Source organism: Jiulongibacter sp. NS-SX5 (genome assembly GCF_052828545.1).
The window spans coordinates 223532-249512 of the sequence record NZ_CM128248.1; the positions used below are offsets into that span (position 1 = coordinate 223532).

21 protein-coding genes and 1 tRNA gene are annotated in these 25981 nt (G+C 39.3%); 14 read left to right on the forward strand and 8 right to left on the reverse strand.

Annotated elements, in window-relative coordinates; translation table 11 throughout:
- Positions 1–126: 126 nt before the first annotated feature.
- On the forward strand, positions 127–1188 hold the full coding sequence (locus ACUXV0_RS00900; protein ID WP_446191171.1) for a hypothetical protein: 1062 nt from the start codon (positions 127–129) through the stop codon (positions 1186–1188).
- Here the strand turns inward: ACUXV0_RS00900 and ACUXV0_RS00905 are convergent.
- The 3 genes from ACUXV0_RS00905 to ACUXV0_RS00915 all read right to left on the reverse strand — a co-directional run bounded on the left by ACUXV0_RS00905 (position 1185) and on the right by ACUXV0_RS00915 (position 3784).
- Positions 1185–2033, reverse strand: a complete 849-nt coding sequence (locus tag ACUXV0_RS00905) for a sterol desaturase family protein (protein WP_446191172.1) — start codon at positions 2031–2033, stop codon at positions 1185–1187. The two genes, ACUXV0_RS00900 and ACUXV0_RS00905, sit on opposite strands and share 4 nt — an antisense overlap.
- A gap of 66 nt (positions 2034–2099) precedes the next feature.
- On the reverse strand, positions 2100–2711 hold the full coding sequence (locus tag ACUXV0_RS00910) for a polysaccharide deacetylase family protein (protein WP_446191173.1): 612 nt from the start codon (positions 2709–2711) through the stop codon (positions 2100–2102).
- On the reverse strand, positions 2708–3784 hold the full coding sequence (locus ACUXV0_RS00915; protein ID WP_446191174.1) for a glycosyltransferase: 1077 nt from the start codon (positions 3782–3784) through the stop codon (positions 2708–2710). The genes ACUXV0_RS00910 and ACUXV0_RS00915 overlap by 4 nt, the downstream gene beginning before the upstream one ends.
- A gap of 128 nt (positions 3785–3912) precedes the next feature.
- Here ACUXV0_RS00915 and ruvC point away from each other — a divergent pair, with 128 nt between their 5' ends.
- Entirely contained in the window at positions 3913–4479 is a 567-nt protein-coding gene (gene ruvC, locus ACUXV0_RS00920; protein ID WP_446191175.1) for a crossover junction endodeoxyribonuclease RuvC, read from the forward strand.
- A 22-nt stretch (positions 4480–4501) separates the two neighbouring features.
- On the opposite strand, the gene rpe is transcribed toward ruvC, so the two are convergent.
- Positions 4502–5149, reverse strand: coding sequence for a ribulose-phosphate 3-epimerase (gene rpe / locus ACUXV0_RS00925; RefSeq protein ID WP_446191176.1), 648 nt, complete (start codon positions 5147–5149; stop codon positions 4502–4504).
- A gap of 386 nt (positions 5150–5535) precedes the next feature.
- Here rpe and ACUXV0_RS00930 point away from each other — a divergent pair, with 386 nt between their 5' ends.
- The 8 genes from ACUXV0_RS00930 to ACUXV0_RS00965 all read left to right on the forward strand — a co-directional run bounded on the left by ACUXV0_RS00930 (position 5536) and on the right by ACUXV0_RS00965 (position 15449).
- Entirely contained in the window at positions 5536–5880 is a 345-nt protein-coding gene (locus ACUXV0_RS00930) for a LytR/AlgR family response regulator transcription factor (RefSeq protein ID WP_446191177.1), read from the forward strand.
- Positions 5881–5946: 66 nt separating this feature from the next.
- The gene (locus ACUXV0_RS00935) at positions 5947–6321 is read left to right on the forward strand and encodes a LytTR family transcriptional regulator DNA-binding domain-containing protein (RefSeq protein WP_446191178.1); all 375 of its coding nucleotides are present in this window, start codon (positions 5947–5949) and stop codon (positions 6319–6321) included.
- Positions 6322–6414: 93 nt separating this feature from the next.
- The gene (locus ACUXV0_RS00940; RefSeq protein WP_446191179.1) at positions 6415–7533 is read left to right on the forward strand and encodes a hypothetical protein; all 1119 of its coding nucleotides are present in this window, start codon (positions 6415–6417) and stop codon (positions 7531–7533) included.
- Positions 7530–8636 (forward strand): M43 family zinc metalloprotease, encoded by a 1107-nt coding sequence (locus ACUXV0_RS00945; RefSeq protein ID WP_446191180.1) that lies wholly within the window; start codon positions 7530–7532, stop codon positions 8634–8636. The genes ACUXV0_RS00940 and ACUXV0_RS00945 overlap by 4 nt, the downstream gene beginning before the upstream one ends.
- Positions 8637–8772: 136 nt before the next feature.
- Positions 8773–10833: an NAD-dependent DNA ligase LigA gene (gene ligA, locus ACUXV0_RS00950; protein ID WP_446191181.1), complete on the forward strand. Its 2061-nt coding sequence runs from the start codon at positions 8773–8775 to the stop codon at positions 10831–10833.
- Positions 10834–10899: 66 nt separating this feature from the next.
- The gene (locus ACUXV0_RS00955) at positions 10900–13884 is read left to right on the forward strand and encodes a reprolysin-like metallopeptidase (protein ID WP_446191182.1); all 2985 of its coding nucleotides are present in this window, start codon (positions 10900–10902) and stop codon (positions 13882–13884) included.
- Between the two features lie 106 nt (positions 13885–13990).
- Positions 13991–14875: a 4-hydroxy-tetrahydrodipicolinate synthase gene (gene dapA / locus ACUXV0_RS00960; protein ID WP_446191183.1), complete on the forward strand. Its 885-nt coding sequence runs from the start codon at positions 13991–13993 to the stop codon at positions 14873–14875.
- Positions 14859–15449: a phosphatase PAP2 family protein gene (locus ACUXV0_RS00965; protein ID WP_446191184.1), complete on the forward strand. Its 591-nt coding sequence runs from the start codon at positions 14859–14861 to the stop codon at positions 15447–15449. The genes dapA and ACUXV0_RS00965 overlap by 17 nt, the downstream gene beginning before the upstream one ends.
- Here the strand turns inward: ACUXV0_RS00965 and ACUXV0_RS00970 are convergent.
- Together ACUXV0_RS00970 and thrA are read right to left on the reverse strand one after the other, a co-directional pair.
- The gene (locus tag ACUXV0_RS00970; protein ID WP_446191185.1) at positions 15446–16378 is read right to left on the reverse strand and encodes a homoserine kinase; all 933 of its coding nucleotides are present in this window, start codon (positions 16376–16378) and stop codon (positions 15446–15448) included. The two genes, ACUXV0_RS00965 and ACUXV0_RS00970, sit on opposite strands and share 4 nt — an antisense overlap.
- A gap of 21 nt (positions 16379–16399) precedes the next feature.
- A complete protein-coding gene (gene thrA, locus ACUXV0_RS00975; protein WP_446191186.1) occupies positions 16400–18856 on the reverse strand; it encodes a bifunctional aspartate kinase/homoserine dehydrogenase I in 2457 nt (818 codons plus the stop codon).
- Positions 18857–19085: 229 nt separating this feature from the next.
- On the opposite strand from thrA, the gene ACUXV0_RS00980 reads away from it, so the two are divergent.
- A complete protein-coding gene (locus ACUXV0_RS00980) occupies positions 19086–19391 on the forward strand; it encodes an autorepressor SdpR family transcription factor (RefSeq protein ID WP_446191187.1) in 306 nt (101 codons plus the stop codon).
- Between the two features lie 54 nt (positions 19392–19445).
- Here ACUXV0_RS00980 and tamL read toward each other — a convergent pair whose 3' ends face one another.
- Positions 19446–22001, reverse strand: a complete 2556-nt coding sequence (gene tamL, locus ACUXV0_RS00985; RefSeq protein ID WP_446191188.1) for a translocation and assembly module lipoprotein TamL — start codon at positions 21999–22001, stop codon at positions 19446–19448.
- Positions 22002–22060: 59 nt separating this feature from the next.
- On the opposite strand from tamL, the gene ACUXV0_RS00990 reads away from it, so the two are divergent.
- Entirely contained in the window at positions 22061–22807 is a 747-nt protein-coding gene (locus ACUXV0_RS00990; RefSeq protein WP_446191189.1) for a TrmH family RNA methyltransferase, read from the forward strand.
- Here the strand turns inward: ACUXV0_RS00990 and pdxH are convergent.
- Positions 22796–23464 (reverse strand): pyridoxamine 5'-phosphate oxidase, encoded by a 669-nt coding sequence (gene pdxH, locus ACUXV0_RS00995; protein WP_446191190.1) that lies wholly within the window; start codon positions 23462–23464, stop codon positions 22796–22798. The genes ACUXV0_RS00990 and pdxH overlap by 12 nt on opposite strands.
- 109 nt (positions 23465–23573) lie before the next feature.
- Here pdxH and ACUXV0_RS01000 point away from each other — a divergent pair, with 109 nt between their 5' ends.
- Both ACUXV0_RS01000 and ACUXV0_RS01005 read left to right on the forward strand, forming a co-directional pair.
- Positions 23574–25652, forward strand: a complete 2079-nt coding sequence (locus ACUXV0_RS01000) for a DUF349 domain-containing protein (RefSeq protein ID WP_446191191.1) — start codon at positions 23574–23576, stop codon at positions 25650–25652.
- Between the two features lie 128 nt (positions 25653–25780).
- Positions 25781–25853, forward strand: a tRNA-Thr gene (locus ACUXV0_RS01005).
- Positions 25854–25981: the final 128 nt, after the last annotated feature.

Below are 25981 nucleotides of genomic sequence, written 5' to 3' on the forward strand. Positions count from 1 at the left end.
CAGACGTAAAACTCAGAATTATGTTACATTTTTCGCAGTAATTTCAGAAATATCTCAGCTTAAATTGATGTTATAAAACAGTTTAACCCGTGTTTGCGTTATTCAAACTGAAGCAGACTACACTTCATGAAGTTTCTATTTTTGACTCTTATTTCGTTTTCACTTTCGGCACAAGTAAATCTTACTTTGCAAAAATCGTCCTATGATTTTGGGGCTTTAAATTCATATGTAAAAAGTATACGAGATACCCGTGAGTCCCCTTATTTTTTAGGAAAGGTTTACCTCAGAAACATGTCAAAAACTGATTTGACACTTAATTCTGGTACAGAAAGAGCCTTCTTAAATAACCTTCAGAGCCTATCACAAAATTATTCTGGTACGCCGCTCTACATAGAGATTTTAAAGTTAAGTTTTGAAGAAAAGAAAGGGAATAATGGTTTGATTGATGGCTTTGCCCAAATGCGTTTAAAGGTCTTTGCATTGCACCAAAATGACACTTTAGAACTCTGTAGTCCCGGAAGTACAAATCGGTATAATAGGTCGCCGGGAACAGCCCACTCAGAAGCCTATGAGCCTCTTCTGAGGCAAATGTGGGAAGCGGCAATGAAATATACGCACAGTTATATTGACCAGAATTTAAACAGACTTGAGGCTTTTAATACTGGTAGCCTTGTCAATCTTGGAAAGTTTCAGACTGTAAATCGCGGAGATACTGTGCATTACTTTTCAAGAAAGGTGAATTGGTCGGATTTTAAGGGCTCACCGCCACCTATTACAAAGTTTGCTGCTGCCATTTTTCCGAGCATAGCTATCGAAACAGGATTGACCATAAAGGATAGAAAGTTGGTGGCCAATATCAGACCCAAGGTGTTTATGGTTCCGAGTCAAAGTTGGGTCAAAAGTGGTAGCAGGAGTGAATCTGCTCTCAGACATGAACAGTTGCATTTTGACATTACCATGGTCATTATGAATGACCTTATCTCTAAACTCAGGAAAATTGAGGCTTACACTGTTGATGATTTAAGCAGTATGATTCAATATCAATACCTGGAAAGTTTCAGGGAAATGAATCGCCTACAAAAGGAATATGATTTGGAAACAGGCCATAGTACAAATTCCACCGCACAGTTGCTCTGGGAAAGAAAGGTAGCCAGTTGGCTCAAGGATCCTACTTCTTATTCCCTTTAATTGGCCATTCCTTTTAAACTTTCTTCAGTGGGTTCACGGTAGGGTTGAAAAGGAATTTTAAGAAGATTTTTGACTTTATTATGCTCATGATCTTCCATATGAGTGTCTATGCCATAGACAATTTTGTCAGGGTCCATATTCATATAAGTACCAAAGAGGCGATCCCAGATAGAAAAGATATTGCCATAATTAGAGTTGGTATAAGGCAGAACATAATGATGATGGACCTTGTGCATGTCAGGTGATATAATCAAATAACTGATCGCCGTATCAAGCCACCTTGGTAAAGAAATATTGGCATGGTTAAATTGAGAAAGAAGCACCGAGATACTTTGATACATAAAAACCAACCACATAGGGCTACCCACCAGTAAAACACCGGCTGTGGTAAAAATAAAACGGAAAATACTTTCTCCTGGATGGTGTCTATTGGCTGAAGTAGTATCTACCCACGTATCTGTATGATGAATCAAATGGAATCTCCACATCCATTTCACTTTATGCTCAGCCCAGTGAACAAAGTAAGCCCCAATAAGGTCTAGAAAAATAAGTCCAACGAGGGTGTATAACCATAATGGCATTTCTGGTAGCCACTGTAATAAACCAAAATCGTTGTCCACAGTCCAGTCGGCGGTTTTTAGGAGGATAAACGCCAAGGCAAAATTGATAATAATAGTGGTTAACGTAAAAAAGATATTAATGGCGGCATGACTCCATTTTTTGTATTTGAAATTGAAAAGGGGTACCGCACTTTCAACAAGCCAAAAGAAGGTAATACCTCCTACTAAAATCAAACTTCTGTGAGACGAAGGTATCGTCTCAAAATAGCTGATAATTGATTCCATTTTATCGATTTTGAGTAACTCAAATTTAACAAAAAGGAGAAATAATATGATTTTTAGATTGATAAATTATAGTTTATCAAATTCAAACTGACCTTTCAATTCCTCCAAATAACGAGGTAACACATATTGAAGATTTTTGAAAGCCTTTTGGCTGTCATGAAAAACAACGATGGAGCCGGGCTTTGTTGCCTTTATCGTTTCCTTGAGACATTTCGTTGGACTTATACGCTGATCATAGTCCTGACTCAAGGTGGTCCACATAATGATTTCGTATTCTTCTTTTAACTTCTTTATTGCTGCTCGCTTTATTCGTCCATAAGGAGGTCTGAAGAGTTTTTTGCTCTGTAGATGTGGCTTTAACTGTTCTTCACATTTTGCTATGTCCTCAAGGTAATCTTGTGTTTTCGTCTGCCAGCCGTACAAATGGTGCATCGTATGATTTCCAATGCTATGGCCTGCTTGGAGAACTTTTTGAAATACTTCCGGATGTTTTTTGACATTGTCTCCTATACAGAAGAAAGTAGCCTTAATATCAAACTTAGCAAGTGTTTCTAAGACAAACTCTGTAACCTCGGGAACAGGCCCATCATCAAATGTTAGATAGACTTTTCGACCTTTTTGCCATTGAAGAGTAGGGTAGAGCCACTGTAATACTTTGGGTGTTCTGAAAGGTGTCATTTTAGTTTTCTGTTTTTCCAGGAGTAACTCTTTTTATCAAAAGAGCTCAAACCAAATAGAACGACATAGAACGGGTAAATAATTTGTAAAAATGGAACTAGGATAATACTTCTGAAAGACTTGAAAAATGAGAGTGCAACCAATAGAAACAGAAACTCCGGAAAGAGTTTAAGCACAATTAATCTCCAATCTGAAACTACAAAAGCATAAATCAATGCAGCATTAGATAGAAAAATGAAAAGAGCCATCAATTTTGGTGACAAAGACTTATAATGAGACCATTTGCCAGCCCAGCGTTTTCGTTGATGGTAAAAGCTTTTCAAGTTGCCTAAAGCACCGGTTTCTACCAAAGCGTGAAAGCTTTTAAGATAATGAACCCGATCTTTAAAATGTGATGCCATCTTGTGCATTAGAAATTCGTCATCTCCGCTTGCGATATGCTCATTCCCTTCAAAACCATTCACTTTATGAAAGGCAGATTTTAAATAGGCAATATTGGCACCGCTACACATATTTGGTACTCGCATTTTCATAGAAACAGCACCTGAAACAATAAGGCTTGCAAATTCAATTTGCTGTAGTCTGACCCAAAGTTTACTGAAAAGAGAGTCTTTTGATTCAGGATCCAGGAAAAATACCGGACTGCTCAAAAAAACAGGATTTTCTTTCTCAAAATAGTCTGAAATGCTCTTAAGCCAGTCTTTTTTTACTCTGCAATCGCCATCTGTACAAACTATAATTTCTCCACCTGTTAGCTTCATGGATTCTGTAATCGCCCTTTTTTTAGGAGAAAGGTTTTGTGGGCGAGGAGGTAAGCGATTGACAGTAAGCTTAAATTTCAATTTTTCTCTTAATTCTTCAATCATATCAACCGTCTGATCATCACTATCATCATCGGCAATAATAACCTCAAAATCATGGTTGTCAATACTTTGTTGGTTCAGGTCAAGGAGGAGAGAACCTATATTATTTTCTTCATTTCTTACAGGAATGATAACACTTAGTTTTCTTCGCTTACCTATCGAAGTAGCCGTCTTGGGCTGTCGCCAAAATAGCCAAACCAGAACTAGCACGAAGCAGAAAAAGGCGTAAACTGAAAGTAATATGAATGTAGCGGTGTACAATGGCTAACTATTGGTTTGTCAAATTTAAAGAATATGCCCGTGATGTCTCTTTTTAAAAAGCATTACCTTTATGATTCATGACAAAGACCGAAAAAATTATCCTTGGCATAGATCCTGGTACCAGAATTATGGGATATGGATTAATAGGTGTAACCGGAAATCAGTTGAGGATTATTCAGTATGGTGTTCTTCGTCTCGAAAAACTGAGTTCTCATGAACTAAAATTGAAAAGAATCTATGAGAGGATCAGTGGAATAATTGAAGAGTTTCTGCCTGATGAAATGGCAATTGAGGCTCCGTTTTATGCTAAAAACGTGCAGTCTATGCTGAAACTGGGTAGGGCACAAGGAGTTGCTATGGCGGCAGCCTTGGCTAGAGAGGTTCCGATTGTAGAATATTTGCCCAAAAAAGTCAAACAAAGTGTCACAGGTAATGGAAATGCCAGCAAGGAGCAAGTAGCCTTCATGCTGGAAAGGCTCTTTAATCAAACCCTAGATGGTAAATTTAACGATGCCACAGACGCCTTAGGAGTAGCTGTATGCCATTATATGCATGGTAAAACCAAAGCATTGACAGGGAACAATAGCTCCAAAAAAGGTTGGGCGGCCTTTGTAAGTGAAAACAAAGACAGAGTCAAAGGTTAAGAGTTCGACTCAGAAGCTCTTTCTACAGGCTCTTTAGGCCTTTAATAGTTTCTTTAGGGTCTTTTGCTCCAAAAACATAGCTACCGGCTACCAATACATCGGCACCAGCATCTACCAATTGCTTCCCGGTTTTGTCATTGACACCGCCATCTATTTCAATAAGTGTGTCTAGATTTTGCTCAGTAATCATTGCTTTTAGCTTTTCTACCTTCCTGATAGTTTGTGGAATAAATTTCTGCCCGCCATATCCAGGGTTAACAGACATTAATAACACCATATGACATTCACAAAGAATATCTTCAAGCACAGATACCGGTGTGGATGGGTTAAGAACAACACCAGCCTTACAGCCGGCCTCTTTTATTTGAGCCAAAGTGCGGTGCATATGGGTGCTGGCTTCATAATGTACTGTTATGATCTCAGCTCCTAATTTGGCAAATTCTTCAATGTACCTTTCGGGCTGAACAATCATTAAATGCACATCCAGAGGCTTTTTAGCGTGCTTTGCAATCGCGGCTATTACGGGCATTCCGAAAGAAATGTTGGGTACAAATACCCCATCCATAACATCTATATGGAACCAGTCTGCAGAAGAGTCATTAACCATTTCAATGTCTCGTTGGAGGTTGGCAAAGTCAGATGCTAAAAGGGAAGGGGAGATTAAAGGCATGTATTTTCGTTATTTTTTGCAAAACTAGAAATAATCAGGCTTTAGAGTAGCATTATGAACATCTCATTTCTTTCCAGTTCTACAAATCTCTATTCTTTTTAAATAATGTCTTCCAAATAAATTATGTGGAAACAGCTTCTTTCAATATTTCCGAAAGGCTGTATTTCTAAAAAAGATATAAAATTCTCCATTTACACAGAAAAACATACCAACCACACAATTCGCCGGTTTGGCGTATTATCCCTTTATATGTTTGTTATGAGTTCTGCATTAAAAGCAGGGTTCAATAGGTGTTTAAGTAATTATAGCCATGAAAACACCGAATTTATGCTCTAAAAAGTAAAAATATAAGTTGTGAACTTTGACAAACATTAAACCTTATAGCCATGAAAACTTCTACATCAACAGCCAGAACCTTCACATTTGATTATGGTAAAAGACGAGTGGCGTATGAACACATCCATTACCTAAAAAGTGAGTTTGGCAACTATACTAAAATTCATTTAGCAGAAGACAAGCAGTTCTTGACAGCTTTTACACTTAAGCATTACCGTGAGCAGCTGGAGGAAACAGATACTTTTGTGGTTCCAAGAAAAGGCCTGATGGTAAATAAGCATTTTGTCAGAGGGATTGATAGTACATCAGAAGGGGTTTATGTTATTCTAAAAAATGGAGAGAAGTTTAAGGTCAGTAGAAGACGAACCTCCGAAATGATGCGAGTATTTGCGTAGACAGACCTTTCGGCAGTAAAGCTGCCAAACATTTCAATAGCCATTTACTTTAACACCACCTACTCCATGAAAACTTTCACCAATGGTGAAGGGAAATTCTGCCTTAAAATGAATTATGGCAAGAGTTTCCTTTCAGCTGAAGAAATCTCCTATATCGAAGGGGATGGAAACTACAGCATCATTATCAATAAGAATGGGAAACAAATTCTAAGCTCATTCACTCTTCGAAAATTTACTGATTACCTACTAGATGAAGGTCATTTCTTTGTGGCCAGAAAAGGTCTTTTGTTAAATCTGCAAAGATTGCAAAGAATAGAGCAAAAAGATGGCAAACTCTATGCCGTCATGATTTCTCAAAGACGTCTCCCTTTATCAAGGAGAAAGGGTAAAGCTTTGATAGATTATATTCATAACGAAGGGCTGAATATTTCCATAAAATAGAACATTTTGCCATTGGATAAAAACCCTCATTTCTAAATAAATGGACAGATTAAATTGAAACTAAAATCATGATTAATTAAAAAATTAAATAAGATGAAAAGATTTCAATGGTTATTAGTTTTTTTACCATTCTTAGCAAATGCTCAAATTGAAACTCTTCCGGCCAATGGGTTTTCCCCTCTGAGAATAACTTCTAACGATAAGAGTTTTGGAATAGGTCCCTCAGCGTATAATCTTAATTTCCTTAACTCTTCATCAAGTTCTACATATAATATTGGGATTGGGACAGCGTTTTTCCCATTACTGCTTACAAGTCCAGTCTTTTATAATGATGGAAAGCTCACGATCAGGCATAATTCAAATTTAGAAAATGACACAGGCGAAAATGGGCCACAATTAATTCTGGATGAATATGATGCTAATGATTACGCCAGACTTCGATTTCGGAATTCCTGGTCCACGAGTTCAGGTTATCCTATCTCCACATCCACCTATCATAGAAGCCCAAGATTTTGGGATGTCGCCGCATTATCTAATGGAGCTACTGCGTCTGATGATAGATTAAATTTTTATAACTCTGATTATGGAGATATTCTGACTATTAGGGGCGACGGTCATGTGGGCGTAAATGCAACTTCACCGACTGGTCGTATGCATGTCAGTCATGATGGATCTGACAGCAGCCCACATTTAAATTTAATTAATAATGCTACCGATGGAGAAGCAAGAATAAACTTTGGCTCTGTTGAGAACGATAGAAGATGGATTCTTCAGAGTGATACTGATTTTTCCTCAGCAGATAATGATTATTTCAGGTTGGAGTATTTGGGGGCTTCTAGCTCAGTAGGTAGCCCTTTATTCTATGTTAAATCTAATGGTAATGTCGGTATAGGAACTACCAGTCCCGATAATAAATTAGACGTCAAAGGAGTTTTAAGAGCTGAAGAGGTCATAGTAGAAACTGGCTGGGCAGACTACGTTTTCCTACCAGATTATCAATTAGCAACGCTAGAAGAAGTCGAGGAATTTATTGATAAAGAAGGGCATTTGGCTAATATTCCTTCCGCAAAGGATATTCAGCAAAACGGTGCAAAAGTAGCTGAGTTGATGACTGCAATGATGTCTAAAATAGAGGAACTCACCCTTTATACCATACAGCAGCAAAAAGAAATAAATGAATTGAAATCACGCAAAGAAACTTCAAAAAGATGAAAAAGTTATTCGCTCTTTGTGTTTTGATTTTAGGAATTACTTCAGCTTACGGCCAGGAAGAGTGTGATACTTATCCCGGTGAGGCTCCAATCATTTTTGACAAACACACACAGGATAGTATTAATACAATAATGGCAATAAATACTCCGTATTGTGTACGTGTTTTTGTTACTGTTTTCGCTAATGACGATGGAAGTAACAGGGCTGCATCAGACGAAGATATTTTAAGGCAATTTCAGAATATGGTAAATCAGTATGATGCTCAAAGTATTTGTTTTATGCTCATTGGAATCAAACAGGTTGATAATTCTGATTTAAACGACCATAATAGGACAAGTGAGGAAAGTGAGCTCAACCCTTATTTGGTAGACAATTGTTTGAATATCTTTATTCACGATGTTTTAGAGTTTACTCGATCGAATGGTACAATTGGAACATTAAACGGTACAGCCTATGCAATCCCTAATACTTACTTGAGTATGGTGGGGAACAATATTGCAAGTTTAACTAATACTTCTACTCTTGCACATGAAGCAGGCCATTGTTTTGGTTTGTATCATACTTTTGAGAATTGGGGTGAAACGAATTTTGAAAATGTTACCAGAGACTCTGGCAATGCTTGTTATAACTGTACTACCAATGGTGATGTACTTTGTGATACCCCTGCTGATGACAATGGAAGTCAAGATCCTTCTTGTAATTATACAGGAGGGGGATTTGACAATTGCGGGGTTTTATTTAGCCCTGCTACCAACAACATCATGGGATATGGAAACAGAGCTTGCAGAACCATATTTACTAATGGTCAGGGAGCCAGAATGAGAAGTTTTCTAATTACCAATGCCAGTTTAACTCCTCTTGTTAATCAGGATATCGTATATATGCCACCTTTCAGTAATTCAACTTTAAATTATAGTACAGGAGAACATGTTCTTAGTGCAAGAGATGAACTCCATATCACTACTTTTTCGAATACAGGATTGAATGTTAGCGGCAATGCCGAAGTCTATATTCAATCTAAAGAAGTCCGTTTAGGAACGGGTACTCACCTTTATCCCTCATCAGGAAAAGTTCGGGTAAAGTCTAATACTTACTGTGATTAATGGGTAAATTGTTGAATTAGAGTTTAAGTATAAAAAAAATGGGCTGTCTCAGAATTTAATCAGAGGCAGCTTCTTTATTTTACTGAGTTTTTGCAAATAATAGTAGCTCTCAATAGTTTTGACAAAACTATTGGATATGACCCCTGCCGAACGCATCAATAAGCTCACTGATAAACTAAATCATTATAACGAGCAATATTATCAAAATGCTATTTCTGAAATTTCTGATCAAGAATTTGATGCTTTACTTCAAGAACTGGAGCAGCTAGAAAGTCAGTTTCCTGAACTCAAGCGAGAAGATTCACCTACGCATCGTGTGGGAGGTACCATTACTAAGGAGTTCCCAACGGTTGTTCATAAATACCCTATGCTTTCGCTGTCAAATACCTATAATGAGCAGGAGCTGTTAGACTGGGATGAACGAATTCAGAAAGTATTGGCAGATAGACCATATGAATATATCTGTGAAATTAAATTTGACGGTATATCTCTTTCAATGACCTATGAAGATGGGTATTTGAGAAGAGCCGTTACCAGAGGCGATGGAACACAAGGGGATGATATCACCGCCAATGTTAAAACATTAAAAAGTCTTCCCTTAAAAACTCCAACAAAAGCACAGGAACTTGGTTTGGGAGAATCTTTTGAGATTCGTGGTGAGGGCTTTATGCCTAATAAAGTTTTTGAAAGAATTAATGAAGATCTGGTGGCCGATGGTAAGGAACCTCTCGCTAATCCTAGAAACTCAGCTGCAGGTACATTTAAAATGCAGGATTCATCTGTGGTAGCTTCCAGAGATCTTGATTGTTATGTCTATCAGTATCTTAGCGATAATGATGATTTTAAAACTCATGAAGAAAGTCTAATTGCTTTAAAGTCTGCTGGTTATAACGTCTCAGATTCTTGGAGAAAAGTGGCGACGATTCAGGAGGCCATTGAGTATATCAATGAATGGTCTGATAAAAGACATGATTTACCTTGTGCCACCGACGGTATAGTGATCAAAGTGAATGATTACGCCCAAAGGGAAGAACTCGGTTATACTGCAAAAAGTCCCAGATGGGCTATAGCTTATAAATACAAAGCGGAGTCAAAATCAACCAAACTGCTTGATGTTACCTATCAGGTCGGGCGTACAGGTGCTGTTACTCCTGTAGCTGAACTGGAACCCGTAGTGCTTTCCATGACTACAGTACGAAGAGCCACACTACATAATGCTGATGAAATAGAACGTTTGGGACTGGCTAAGGGAGATTATGTGTTTGTGGAGAAGGCTGGAGAAATCATTCCCAAAATAACTAAAGTAGATGATTCTAAATTTTCAGAGGAGATTTTTAGAGAGCCGGTTAAGTTTATTTCCAATTGCCCGGCATGTAATACTGCTTTAATAAGAAATGAAGGCGAAGCGGCTTGGTTATGCCCGAATGAAAAGGGTTGTCCGCCTCAGATTAAAGGAAGAATAGAACACTTTATTCAGCGTAAGGCACTGGATATTGATAGTCTCGGAGAAGGGAAGATTGAGTTGTTGATAGAAAACCAGTTAATACATGATGCCGGAGACCTATATAGCTTAACATTTGATCATCTATTGGGTCTTGAGAAAGTCCATATTGATGAACTTACGGGTAAGTCAAGGAAAGTGTCTTTCAAAGAAAAGACGGTAGAAAATATATTAAAAGGGATAGAAGCTTCAAAATCACAGTCTTTTGCAAAAGTCTTATTTGGTTTGGGAATTCGATTTGTAGGTCAAACAACAGGCGAAAAACTAGCAGACTATTTTGGGAGTTTGGAGAAACTCAAAGCTGCTTCATTCGATGAGTTAATTGAGGTGCCAGATGTGGGTGAGAAAGTTGCTCAAAGCATTATTGAATTCTTCAAAGATGAAGATAACCTAAGACTTCTCGAAAAACTTTCTTTGGCGGGCTTACAACTCGAGTCTCAGAATACTGTAAAGGAAGTTGAGGGTAATGCCCTTGAAGGCTTGACATTGCTCTACACAGGTACCTTTAAGAATTACAGCAGGGAAGAGCTGGAGCAGAAAATTGCTGCTAATGGAGGGAAGTTTGTGAAGAGTTTATCCAAAAAATTGAGTTATCTCATTGTAGGAGAATCTGCCGGCCCATCTAAATTGGCGAAGGCAGAAAAGCTTGGTGTTCAGATGATTTCAGAGGAGGAGTTTGAGGCATTGGTAGGCTAGCCGCTAGATAAATATTTAAGGTAAAGTAAAAGACTTTATTTAATTTGATAGCCTATTGAAATTACCATGAAAAGAATTTTCTTGTTCATTTTGTCCTCAATACTTTTTAATTACACAGTTTGGGGACAGTTAAATGAGCTCTCCGAAAGAAAAGAAATTACAGTGAATGAAGGCTCGCTGAAATCATCGCTCAGCTCAACAGTCGTAGCCTATTCTGATCAATCAAGACCTGATATCAGATCAGTTGGAACAGCACTTTCATTCGTAAACTCAAATGGCGAACAGGCTCTTTACAGAGTGATAGAAACTCCGGTATTATCAAAAGAATACAGCAAAGAACACCCTGAATTTAAGTCGTATTCTGGTCAAAGTGAGAATGGAGATGCCACTATTAAGCTAAGTATAACTCCAAATGGAATAACAGCTGTAATTATTGAAGATGGAGTTTTTTATTACATCGAAAAGTTCGATGATAAAAAATATTACCTGTTTGATAAAAGGGGTGTTAAAGGGGATTTTGAATGTGGTTTTAATGAAAAACATGATTCTCATGACGAAAGAGGCGGCAGAGTAAAGGCCATTCAAAATAGTTCTGGGAGCAGTCTAAGAAACTACCGAATCGCTATTGCTTGTACAGGAGAATTTACCCAGCAAAACGGAGGGACAATAGCCGGGGCAAATGCTAAAATTAACGATTTCCTAACTTTGATTAATGCCAGGTATGAATTGGAGTTATCAACCACTTTTACCTTAGCTGCTGGGAATGATAATATCATTTTTACGAACGCTGGTTCAGATCCTTTTAACCCTACTGGCGGTTCAAGTGCAACTCAATCACAAAATGTATTTTCTAATACTTTAAATGATCCTTCTTATATGCCTTATGCCAATTATGACATAGGGCACACTTTTCATTATCATGATGCCGGACTGAGTGGAGGTTCGATAAGTGCCTCTGGACAGGCAGGTCCAACACCTTGTATTGATTCTCAAAAGTCAAGAGCATGGACTCAATATTCTGAAGGAACCGCCGGAGGTGCCTCTGCCGCATTTGTAACTGGTATTATTATCCATGAAATGGGCCATCAATTCAGTGCTTGGCATACGTTTAACGGTAGCGGTAATAATTGTGCTCCTGGTACAGGACAATTTGATGCCACAGCTGCTTATGAGCCGGGAAGTGGAAATACAATCATGTCGTATAATGGTATCTGTGGTTCGGAGTATAATTTAACCGGCGGAAAGGTAGATTACTTTCATGCAAGAAGTTTATATCAAATAACAACCTCGATGAATGGATCTGCAGGAGCCTGTATCACTCCTGTTGCGAGTTCAAATAATGTGCCTACAGCAAATGCAAGGCCAGACTTTACGATACCAAAAAGTACTCCATTTATGTTGAACGGTTCAGGAACGGATCCTGATCCTTCAGCTAGTTTGACATACACTTGGGATCAATATGATCAACCAGTGACAAATGATCAGGGAGCACTTGGGACAATAAATGGTGTAGGAGGCTATAATGCCATCAACAGTACTACAGCTCCACTTTTCAGAACTCTGCAGAATAATACGGGTGAAAGAGTTTTTCCTTCTCTTGAGTATATTCTGAATAATGAAAACAGTCCACCCAATAATGAAGGTGAAGCTTTGTCTGCTGTAGCTCGAGAAATAGACTTTCGTTTAGTTGTAAGAGATAATCAAAGCGGAGGAGGAGCTTATAATACGGATGATGTAAAAATAACAGTAGCAGACTCGGGTCCATTTGAAATTACCTCTCAAAACGGTTCTACGCTTTGGTTTCCGGGAGAAACCAAAACGATTACCTGGAGTGTAAATAACACCGATCAGGCTCCTGTGAATTGTTCAAATGTGAACATTCTTATTAGCTATGATAATGGAGCTAATTTCACTTCATTGGTTGCCAATACACCGAATGATGGAAGTCAATCAATCACAGTTCCTGCTACAGCGTCCTCTCAAGTTAGAATCAAAATTGAGTCTGTTGGAAATATCTTCTTTGACATCAATAATTCGAATATAACAATATCTGATGGCAGCTGTTCGGCTGAAGAATCAACTTTAGCCGAAACAAATAATTTGACAGAAACAGAGGGTTCATCAAGTTTGGCGTTTAGCTTAGGTGTTAATGGAGAAGTAATTAACTCTTTAAATGGAACTATTGATGCTAGTGATCCCCAGACTAATCTAACCGTGGTGAATCAAACCAGTGGTAATTCCTGTGGTTATTTTGGCAATTCTCCTGAATATGAAATACTATCTTTTGTAGCCGGAAGCTCAGCAAATTATACTTTCACATCAAGTGGTAGTTTGAGTTCGATTCATATGACTCTATACGCTGATTCATATGATAATACTAATCCATGCGGTAACTGGCTATTATCCTCTGGTACCTATGACGGTGCTTTTGTATATTCTAATAGTTCTCTAAGCTATTCGTTGACCGCTGGTCAAAAGTACTTTTTGAAGGTTAATGGATTCAACTCTGGTTCCTTCGGCACTTTTAATATTTCGATTTCCGGGGGGACAGTATATTCAGAAATACCAAGTCCATCTTCCTCTTTTGCGATAACTTTCCTTGTTGCAAACATGAGTAGTAATAGTATTCAAGCGTTTCAAGGAAGTCCTAACCTTACTACTTTTCCTCCGGGTAGCTATAGAGTATATAATTACTCGTATCCTGGTGGCTCTGATTTGTCAAGTTATATAGGTACTTCATTTACAGATTTTCAGACTGGACTCAGTAATTCTTCAATTTGTGGCCAATTAAGTAATAATTATAAGCCAATAACTATTCAATCTAACACTCCCTGCCAAAACCAGCTTACTCTCTCTTCCACCTCAGACGATATTTCTTCAGGAACACAAACTTTTCAAACCAGCAATTCTAATGCCCCGGGGCTGATCGAGGCCACAAATGAAATTACTGGTGGAGATGTAACATATGACGCGGGAATGAAAGTAGAACTTAATCCAGGTTTTTTGGCTGAAAACACAGTTTTTAGAGCCCAGATAGGAGGATGTAACTAAGAGATTTGTAGCCGTAATTTGCTCAGTCATTTATGCTCTATGTACTTCATATAGTGCAATATTTTCACGTATTTTGCAGCCTGTTTTCAATGACTAAGGAAATCTAATGAGTACAAAACTAAAAGGAGTAGGAGCCGCTTTAATTACACCGTTTCATGAAGATCTTTCAATTGATTTCAATAGCTTGAAATCTCTGATTGAATATGTTTCAAATGAAGGTTGTGATTATCTAGTGGTAAATGGTACTACCGGTGAGTCTGCTACTACTACCGCAGCTGAGAAAGCGGAACTTTTAGCTTTTGTAAAAGCAAATAATCCTAAAGGATTGCCGATTGTTTACGGAGCTGGCGGGAATAATACTGCTGCTGTCATTGAGCACATCAAGAATACTGATTTTGAAGGGGTAGATGCTATTTTAAGTGTTTGCCCATACTATAATAAGCCTCCACAGACGGGTCTGATAGCACATTTTGAGGCAATTGCCGATGCTTCACCAGTTCCGGTTATATTATACGACGTTCCAGGAAGAACGGTGGCCTCACTTTCAGTAGACTCCATTGTCACCTTGGCGAAGCACGAGAACATCATTGCTCTGAAGGACGCTACCAGTTCATTAGAAAAGGCAATGGAATTGACCAATGTTCTGCCTAAAGACTTTGTATTACTGTCAGGAGATGATAACCTCGTGACACCTCTTATTTCTGTAGGCTATCAAGGAGTGATTTCTGTGATCGCCAATGGATTCCCAAAAGCTTTTCATGATCTAACATGGGCTGCTTTAAACGGAGATTTTGAAAAGGCGGCAGCTCTTCAACGAAGATTCTTGATTTTTGATGACTTACTTTACAGAGAGTCTAATCCTGTAGGTATTAAAAAAGTTTGTGAAATCAGAGGTCTGAGTCATTCTCGCTTACGTTTGCCTCTGATGGAAGCCTCTTCGGGTCTAGAAGATCTACTAAAAAAAGCCATGAAGGATGAGGGCTTTATGTAATCTATTAATTACTTGTCTTTGTTGCCTGGCACTGAATTCTTTCTCTCAAGGTTTTGATGCCAATACAGTCATTAAGATCAATCAAAGCAGAGATACAAAATGGGATCAGTTTAATTTGGGTCTTAGTCAATCTGCAGATTATGTGGCAGTAGCCACACCACTAACATTATTAACTGCTGGCTTAATCTCTAAAAACTCTGATTTAAAAAAGGAAGGTTTAAATGGTTCTATTGCTGTCTTAGGGACCTACGGTGTTGGCTATTTGATGAAAAATGGAATAAAAAGGGAAAGACCGTTTCATACCTTAAATGAAATCAGTCCTGTTCAGACGAAAGATGGATATTCAATGCCATCAGGAAGTGCAGCTGTGGCGTTCACAGCAGCCACTACGTTGACATCTGCTTATCCAAAATGGTATGTAGCTGTTCCTGCTTACACATATGCCAGTGCTGTTGCATATGCTCGTGTACGTTCTGGAGAACATTATCCTTCAGATGCTTTGGTAGGTGCAGTTATAGGGGCTGGTTCGGTAATTGTGACCAATCAATTAATGAAATGGATTAATAAGAATTAGTCCAGGATTCTTGGGCCGTTTTGATTGATGCCAGAAACAAAAAGGTTCGTTTCAATACCTCCTTTGGCAAATACTTTCTTCATTTCTACTCCTACTTTCTCTGCAGTTTCTTTGCCTTTGCTAAACGCAAAAATAGAAGGTCCGGCACCCGAGATGCTAGCACCTAAAGCTCCATGGTTCAAGGCGGTTTGTTTCACCTCATTGAAATAGGGAATCAAAATAGAACGGTTTGGTTCTATTAAATAATCAGTCATGGAACGACCAATTAGTGGGTAATTATCAGTCATTAGACCAACTACCAAGCCGGCAACATTTCCTGTCTGAGCGATAATCTTTTTGAGGATGGCTTCCTGACGTAAAATGATTCGAGCATCTTTGGTATTGACCTCAATATCAGGATGTACAATAGATACGTAAAGCTCAGAAGGAGTTTTGATTTGAACAAAATCCAGAGGATCATAACTACGGATAATCACAAATCCACCCAGTAGGGCAGGGGCTACATTATCCGCATGAGCGGCACCACAGGCTACTCGTTCGCCTTCCATACTGAATGGTAACAAATCCTTGGTTTCCATTGGATTACCCAAAAGCTTGTTGGCGGCAAAGACTCCAGCTACAGAACTGGCTGAACTACTGCCAAGGCCACTTCCTAGAGGCATCTTTTTATGAAGCCTGACATCAAAACCCTGTTTGATACCTAACTTTTCTAAATACCTCAACACCGGTACAGTTACTGTGTTTTTTTCCGGATCTTTGGTTAGTTTACCTTCGTCTCCTGTAATCTCTTGGATGATGATTTGATCATCCTCTCTTTTGCTAAGCACTACTTCATCGCCGGGATTGTCAACTGCCAAACCGAAGATGTCAAAACCACAAGCGACATTGGCTACTGTGGCAGGGGCGAATATTTTAATGCTATCAGCCAAGATGTTAGATTTTGAGATTGCTTATTTTAACATTGAACTCAAGCTGATAATATCAGCAAAAACGCCCATCGCGGTTACTTCAGCACCGGCTCCTGGTCCTTTAACTACCAAAGGATTCGTTTTATAACGTTCCGTAGTAAATGAAATGATGTTTTCAGAACCGGCAAGATTATAGAATGGATGAGACTTTCCAATGGCTGTAAGGCCAATAGATGCTTTTCCATCTTTTAATCGAGCGATGTAACGCAGTACTTCACCTTTTTCTTTGGCGTCCGTTATCATTTGTTCAAATCTGCCGTTGTCTTTCTGAAGCTCCTCATAGAAATCTTCAACTGAAGTGGCATTCACACTGGCATCATTTAGCAATGGTGTAATTGTTACCTCTTCTGGTTCTAGTTTCAGGCCTGTTTCACGGGCTAGAATTAAGATTTTTCTGGCTACATCCATGCCACTCAAATCTTCTCTTGGGTCTGGTTCTGTAAAGCCTTGTGCTTTAGCTTCTTTCACCACATCCACAAAGTTTTGACCAGCTTCAAAATTATTAAAGATATAAGCCAAAGTTCCAGATAATACGGCCTCTATTTGATGAATTTCATCACCACTATTAATCAGGCCTTGTAAGGTGTTGATAATTGGTAAACCTGCACCTACGTTCGTTTCGTACAAGAATTGAACGTTATGACGTTTAGCGGTTTCCTTCAGCTTATCATATGCTTCCTGTGTACTACTATTGGCTACTTTATTCGGAGTAATTATTGAAATATTGCTCTCAAGAATACTCTTATAGTGCTGTACAATATCCTTATTGGCAGTACTGTCAATAAAGACAGAGTTCGCCATATTCAATTCTTTAACATCAGCTATAAACTCACTCAGATTAGCCTTTTCACCTTTCTCAAGCTCCTCTCTCCACGCACCCAGCTCTATGCCCTCTTCATTGATAAGCATATTTTTGCTGTTCACCAGACCAGCAATTTTGATGTTTAGATTGTTATGAGCCTTCAGGTATGGTGATTGTTTATTGATTTGACTCAATAAAGTCTTTCCAATCAGTCCAGTTGGGCCTACAATAAATACATTGAGTGTGAATCCGTCGACCTCAAAGAATCGCTCATGAATGGCCGTTAAAGCCTTGGTGATGTCTTTTTTGCTAATGACAATCGAAATATTTAGCTCAGAAGAGCCTTGGGCTATCGCCACTACGTTGATACCATTTCTGCCTAGAACAGAGAAAAGCTTACCGGAGGTACCAGAGCTGGACTTCATACCTTCACCGACTACGGCTAGAATAGATAATTGCTCTTGAACTACTACCTTGTCAATATCACCAGACTCAATTTCAACAGCAAATCCTTCTTCTATGATCTCCTTTACCTTTTCTGCATCAGAAGGGTTGATAGCAAAACAAATCGAATGCTCTGAGGAAGCTTGTGAGATTAAAATGACAGAAATATGATTGGCTGCCAGAAGATTGAACAGTTTGGCAGAAACCCCTGCCACCCCAATCATACCATTACCCTGCAGGTTTACCAGACAGATATCATCAATTGAAGAAATACCTGTGATAGAGTAAGCCGTGCTACCACTATGAGAAGAAACGGTAGTACCAGGATGCTCAGCATTGAATGTATTCAGCACCTTTACCGGAATCTGCTTTTGAAACGCAGGAGTTAATGAAGGCGGGTAAATTACCTTTGCTCCAAAATGCGATAATTCCATTGCCTCAGCATAAGAGATCTCAGGAATCGTAAATGCCTTCTTAACCTTTCTTGGGTCAGAAGTCATCATGCCATTAACATCTGTCCATATTTCTATAGTCTCAGCATTCAGAGCTGCACCAATGATAGATGCCGTGTAGTCTGAACCACCACGACCAAGCGTAGTGGTCACTCCGAATTCATCGGTGGCCACAAATCCCGTTACGCACAGTACGCCTTCGTTCTCATTCGCCATTTTTTGAATATTGGCGTCGGTAACTTCAAAATCTACATTGGCATTATTAAAATTACTGTCCGTTCTTATGATTTCTCTGGCATCAACAAAAGTGGCTTTAGTTCCTCTTTCATTGAGGGTGAAAGAAATCATGGTAGTGGATAGTCGCTCACCAAAACTCAGGAGTAAGTCCATGGTTCTTGGCGAAATATCTTTGATCAATGAGATACCTCTTAAAAGGTCTTCAATCTCATTGAAAATTACTTTTATCTGAGCAATCAAGGCACTCTGTTGTTTTACGCCAGTGAGGTTTCTAACGGCGTTAAAGTGTCTTTCCTCTACAGAAAGAAGGTGTTCTGTATACTCTGTATCACCTTTGGCAGCCATTTTTCCGATTTCAATAAATCGATTGGTGACACCACCCATTGCAGAAAACACGACAGCCATTTGCAGGCCTTCAGCTACATTTTTCTGGATGATATCAATCACCTGATTGATACTTTCTACCGTTCCGACGGATGTGCCGCCAAATTTTAAGACCTTCATTTCTAAAGATTTGAGTATGTATGGGCTCAGGATTTATTCCTTAAACTGTTTGTCCTGATTAGCCCCGAAAAGCAAACGGCTGCAAATATAGGGATAAAGGTTATCTGCTCTGAATTTATTGGGCTTAATTACGGGTATTTAGACCCTTAGCTAAGGGCTATTTTCGTCGATTTGCTTATTTCAATTACTAATTCGATATTTGTTGAACTAATTAATAAGCTTTCCTAAAATGATAACTACTACATTCAAAGCCTTGAATGATGATACCCGACGCTCAATTATGGAGCTTTTAAAGCAGGGTGAAAAGTCAGCTGGTGATATTGCCAATGAGTTTAACATCTCTAAACCAAGTATCTCTCATCATCTCGATTTACTCAAGCAAGCTAATCTGATTAAAGCCACAAAGAAGGGGCAGTTTATTTACTATTCGCTTCAGGCCAGATCATTAGAAGAAGTTTTTAGATGGTTTGTACAGTTCAAGCCTGAAGAAAGGGTGCATCTGAGAAAGCCTAAAATTAGATTAGGGGTTTCTTAATGCGACCGATCACAAGAAATTTGGCCTTCCTGTTTACAGGAGGGCTTTTTTCATTTAGAATGGGTAACCTATTCCCAGGTTAAAATTAAGACGGTAAGGATTATTGACAAGAGAGCCTTCACCATTTGGTACCTGCCGTTTAAAATTGAAGTCGTCAAGGACGAATCGGTCACCCTCATCTCGGGAGGGGTCAACCACTTTAATTCCCCAGTCAAACCTGAATTGAAAATAGGAGAGGTCATATCGGACACCGAACCCGGTTCCTACGGCAAACTCCTTGTAGAATCTATTAAAATCAAAGTTGGCCTTATTCAGTTTAGTCTCGGTATTGATTTGATACCATTTCCAAATATTGCCAGCATCCACAAAGGCAGCTAGCTGAATATCACCAAAGAAACGAGCTACTTTCTTTCGAACTTCTACACTTCCTTGAAGAAGGATATCACCGGCTTGTGGGATAATATTCCCGCTGGCTGTATCCGGGTAGGCGGAGCCCACACCTAATGATCTTGGAGACCAGGCTCTTACGGAGTTACTACCACCTATAAAGAAGTTTTTGACATACGGAAGTGACTCATTCCCGTAGGGATTAGCCACGCCCACATTGATTCTATACGCTAAACTGCTACTTGGAGCCAGATTGACATATTTTCTGTAATCTACATTCAGTTTGATGTATCTAAAGTATTGTCTTACCGTATCTGGTGAGTTAAAGTCAGTTCGCAGAGGGAATGCTTTTTCTATGAAACCTATTTGGTTTTTATTTCCGAAGAGGTTCAATAATGTACCACCAGACTCTAAGCTGACCTGAAGGAATTTTGAGCTTCCGTAAGGTTCTTGTAAGTTTTGATCATTATAAAGAAAGGAGGCGTTAATACTACTCACAAACTGCGGATCAAACGTAGTTTTGATATTATTCCCAAGGCTCCCCTGATTAAGTAACTCATTATAGAAGCTAAGGCCGGCTTCATCATTCAGGTTATAATTGGTATTAATTAGGTTGGCATCCAATGGTGCCAAAATAATGGTGGTATATCTGGACGGCTGCCAGCGATACGTGGAGTTCAGCTGGAAATTGAGTCTGTTTCCCCAAAAAGGCTCTGAATAATTGATACCAGCCCCGAATTGCGTTCTTGGGTTTTTCAATCTTAGCTTCTCAATGTTTTTGCCAAAGAAAGAGATGTTAGGGTAGGTGACACTCAGGTTGCCACCTAGCTCCCAGCTACCACTTACATCGGTGGTGCCTAGTGGTGAAGGTTGACCTTCTCTAAAGATTCTTCCTGAGGCCTCAAAGAGCTCTAGCTTCTTAGTTAGGTTTCTGGCCGTTAAGGTAACCGGAATCCCAAAGCCTAAAAAGCTGGAACCACTATTATAAACGTGATTAATGCCAGGGCCCGTGCTAAAAGAGTACTTCGGTAATTGCGGTGCAAAATATTCAAGATTGACTTCCCTATCATTCAGAGGGAAAACCTGTGAACTGGCAAAAGAAAACTGATTTAATAAACTTATCTGTCGCTGCGTTTCAGAAATGGAACTGAGGTTATAAAGTTCACCTGGCCTTGTAGTGACCTTATAATCAATAAGTTTTTCATCAAGGCTATTATTTAATGTGATATACTCAACACCATTAATATCCGTGGTGTCAGTAGTGATATTTAGATCTGTATTATACGGGTCAAAACCTTTGAAAGTGATCTCCTTCACCACGTAACTTTTATGTTTTTCCTCATTGGGTGGGTTGGTTACGATAATTCTCAGGTTTCCTCGTTTGGTTCTTTGAAACTCTTCTGCATCATAACTGGCATTGAAAGCTTCATGCTGAATGTATTGACTGATGAAATTATAATAGCCATTGTCTTTGGCTAACAGTTCAATTCTGGCCTTTTCAGCTCGGACTTTTCTGATATCAAACAAGTCACCTGAACGAATCAATCGCTCGTCTTCGTGAGCCTTTATGAGGCTGTCAAGACTTTTATCTCTGATGGCATATTCTACAGTATCTATTCTGTAACCAATACCCTCATTCACATTATAGGTAATCTTGTACTTTTCAGTGGTCAGTAAGGAGTCTAAATCGTAGCTGACTACAGCATCTCTGTAGCCGATGTCTTTTAAGTAACGTTCTATCCGTGAGGCGGTCTCGGCCATTTCCTCTCCGGTTAAGATAGCCTGAGGTTCGCCGATGTTTCTCCAAATCCAGGCATTTTCCTGAGCTAAATTTTCTTCTAGGCGAAGTGTTTTTCTTTTCAGCTTGTCTTTCTTTCTTTCCGTTTTGGTGATTCCAGTGTACCCGCTGGGAAGAAGATTTAATGCACGTTGGGCTTCCAGAAGTTTCTGAGCTTGCGAAGTACTGTCAAAAGTATTTAGTCCAAAATTATACATCCACACTCTAGGTGTAAATTGTATAAAAGGAAGATTGAGGGGTTTTGAGTTAGGACGTTGATCTAAGGGAATGAGGTCGGCCAAATCCTCACTATGAACAGATTGGTTACCGTTAAAGTCTTGCTCTGCCAGTAGATATTCGTTTTCCTGAAGCTGTATCTGATGGCTGCATGAGAAGCAAAGTGCTGAAAGAGCCAGCAGTGTTATGTAATTAAAAAATGTTTTCAATACCTTCGGAACCGAAATAAGGGGCTTTATTCTCTGTTAACGTAAATCTGCTTAAAAAAGTGGTTGGCCTAAGTAAACAAAAGCAAAAATACATTCAATCGTTACATAATAAAAAATACCGCAATCAATATGGGGTATTTTTAGTGGAAGGCCAGAAGTCAATTTTAGAGGTGCTGGACTCCGATTTTGAGATTGAAGAAGTCTTTTTGACGGAGAAGGCCGTGGACTTAATTGACGCTTCGGTTGACCATGTGCTTTGCTCAGAGCAGGAGATAGCGAAGGTGAGCTCATTTAGGTCTAATAATTTCGGGGTTTTAGTGGCTAAAATGAAGGAAAACGCCTTACCACAAATTGAAAAAGGCGAGTGGATTTTAGTGCTTGACCAGATAAACGATCCGGGGAATTTGGGGACTATCATCCGTACTGCCGACTGGTATGGAATTCGGAAAGTAGTATGTTCAGAGCAAACGGTGGACTTCTATAATCCTAAAGTGATAAGCTCTACTATGGGTTCATTTGCCCGAATAACGCCTTACTATACAGATTTGACTGACTTTTTGAAGTCTGCAAAACTACCTGTTTTTGGTGCTTTTCTGGAAGGTCAAAATGTGCATTCCATTGATTTTAGCAATCAAAGTGGGATTCTAGTCATCGGTTCAGAATCACATGGAATCTCAAATGAGCTGGCTCCGCTAATAACAGATAAATTGACCATTCCTGCTTTTGGCAAAGCCGAGTCCTTAAACGCAGGCATAGCTACGGCCATACTTTTGGATAATATCAAAAGAGGCGTCTCAGGGACTTAAGCGGTCTATTGACCATTCATTCTCTTTTTTACAGAAAAGTAATCTGTCATGAAGGCGGCTTGGTCTTCCTTGCCAAAATTCTATTGATCTTGGTATTAGGCGATAGCCACCCCAATAAGGCGGTTTTGGAATGATTTCAGTATCAGCAAATTTTGCAATAAGATACTCGTTTTTTTGCTCTAGTTTTTCTCTACCTTCTATAATTGAGCTTTGATTGCTCACCCATGCTCCAATCTGTGAACCGCGTGGTCTACTATGGAAATAGCTGGTAGATTCTTCTTCGCTGACTTTTTCAATATCGCCTTCAATTCGCACCTGACGTTCCATGTGATCCCAAAAGAAAGTCATGGCGGCAACATTATTTCTGGCCATTTCTTCTCCTTTGTGAGAAAGGTAATTGGTGAAAAACACAAAGCCGGTTTCATCAAGCCCTTTTAATAATAATACACGAGCACTCGGCCTGTTCTCTTTGATGGTGGAAAGAACAAAGGCATTGGGCTCTTTGACCTCACTTTCTTTTGCCTCTTTCATCCATTGTTCAAACAGCGAAAAAGGGTCTCTTCCGGCCTCAGATTCCAATAATTCACCCTTTGTGTAGTTCACTCTCATGTCAGAGAGTTTTTGATCATTTTCTGAGATTCCAACCTTTTCTGTCATTTCAGTGTATTATTAATAAATTGCAGCCCAAATATAGAACGAAGGTTCTTGAGAAAACAACTCCGATTGGGTCGGAGCCGATGAATTCGGTCAGAATAAAAACTAACAAATGAACGTAAACGAAGAGAACAAAGATCAGTTAGACAATGCACCTGAAGAGCAAAAGCCAGAGGTGAAAGTAGAAGAAACAGAAGTAACTCCAGAGAACGTAGAAACTTCTGATGTGCAGGAAGAAGTAGCTGAAACGGTAGAGCCTGAGGAGGTTAAAGCGGAGGTTTCTGAAACTGTAAGTGAATCTGAGGTCAAAGTAGTTGAAGAAGTTAAGGCTGAGGAATCTACGGAAGAGGTAAAGGCCGACGAAAAGAAAGAAGAAGAAGATATTGAGGAGCTGGAAGATGAAACTGCCGAGCACTTCAGTTCAGCAGACATTGATGTAGATGGCTACGACAAAAAGGATTTCGTGGCTCTTGCTGAAAAAATGACTGAAGCCATCAAAAAATCTTCTGTAACGATCAATGACGTTAGAAATATTGACGCCGTATATAAGGATATACGTGCGGCTTATGAGGAAATTCATGCTGCAGAAATAGAAGAAGCCAAAACAGCCTATGTGAAGGCCAACGGCTCCGAAGAGGGTTTTGCGTACCGCAATGATAATTATGATATCCGTTTTGAATCATTAATGATTCAAATCAGAGATGAAAGAAGAGACTTCTACAAAAAATATGATGCTCTAAGAGAGGATTATTTTGAACGTAAGTCGAAACTTCTGGAGCGTTTACGTGAGGTAGTAGATCAGGAAGAAAAGGGAGGCTCCAAAGAAAATTGGGAGGCGTTCAAGCAAATTCAGAACGAATGGCGAGATGCCGGAAATGTGAGCTCGCCGCATAACGGTGCTTTATGGTCTGCTTACAATGCACTATTAGATCGTTATTTTGATATCCGAAGCATTCAGAATGAACTGAAGGAGCTGGATAGAAAGAAAAATCTTGAGGTTAGAGAGGGTTTTGTAGAGAAGGTAGAACAAATAGCAGAGGAGTTGAAAGAGCAGGAGTTAACAGGCTCAATCATGAAAACTGCCAATGAGTACCTCAACGAATACAAACATACAGGTCCCGGGCCTCGTGCTGAGCAAGAGAAGCTATGGGAGCGTATGAAGGCTGCTTTCGATATCATTTATGATAAAAAGAGAAGTCAGGATGCCGAGGGGCAGAAACTCATGGAAGAGGTTTTTGCGGCTAAGTCTTCATTAGTGGACAAGCTGAAACCATATTTGGAGTTTGATAGCGACCGCATCAACGACTGGAATGCGAAAACCAAAGAGGTGCTTGAAATTCAGGAGCAGTGGAATAATCTAAAAGGCCCAATGCCTCGTGACAAAGCCAAAGATACCAGCAAGGCATTCTGGGGCTCTTTGAAAGGTTTCTTTAAGAATAAGTCGGCCTTCTTCAATAAACTGGAGGCTGAGCGTAAAGTAAACCTGGAAGCCAAAGAAAAACTTTGTGTAGAGGTAGAAGCCTTGGTAGAAGCGGGTGACGTTTCGGCTGAAAATACCAATAAGGTGATAGCTCTGCAAAAACAATGGAAAACCATTGGTCACGTACCTCAAAAGCAAAAGGATAGCATTTATAAGCGATTCAAAAAAGCTTGCGATGAGTTCTTTGACTTAAAAAGAGCCGGTGGTGCTGAGCAACAAAAAGAATACGAAGAAAACCTTAAGGCCAAAGAGGCCATCTGTGAGCAGGTAGAAAAAGAGGTGAAGGAGAAAACCACAGACCTTTCAAAACTGCCGGAATACAAAAAGCAGTTCAATGAAATTGGTTTTGTGCCGCGTAAAGACATCAAGAAGATTCAGAAGCGTTTTGTTGATGCCATCAATTCCTATGTGATGAATACGGCAGACATAGATAAGGACGAGCAGGAGAAGCTTCTTTTGAAAAATGAAGTGGATGTAACTCTGAAGACTGGTGGTAATCCTAAAGCCATGCAGCGTCAGGAGAATGATTTGAGAAGAAAATTGAAGTCTCTGGAAGATGAGGTGAATCAATTGAAAACAAATATTGAATTTTTCGGAAGGTCTAAAGGTGCCGAAAAAATCAAGGCTGAATACGAGAAGAAAATCTCAAAAGCTGAAAATGAGGCAGTTAAAATCAAGGAGAAGATTGACCTGATCAGATCGGCTTCTTAGTTGCTCTGGATTGTGGATAACTCCGATTGATTTTTTTAAGCAAAAGGTTTGCAATGTAAAATTGAGCTTATACTTTTGCATCACAATTTTGAAAGGGCTAGATAACTGCACCGCAAAATTGTGAAAAAGCCTCCTTAGCTCAGCTGGTAGAGCAACTGACTTGTAATCAGTAGGTCGTTGGTTCGATCCCGACAGGAGGCTCTTGAAAATCAAGGAGTTACAGAAATGTAGCTCCTTTTTTTATTTTTATTTGCATACAATTTGCATACAATAGAGCGAACATTCTCCTTTGCTAATACACTATCCATACTTTATCCCTAACCTTTCCC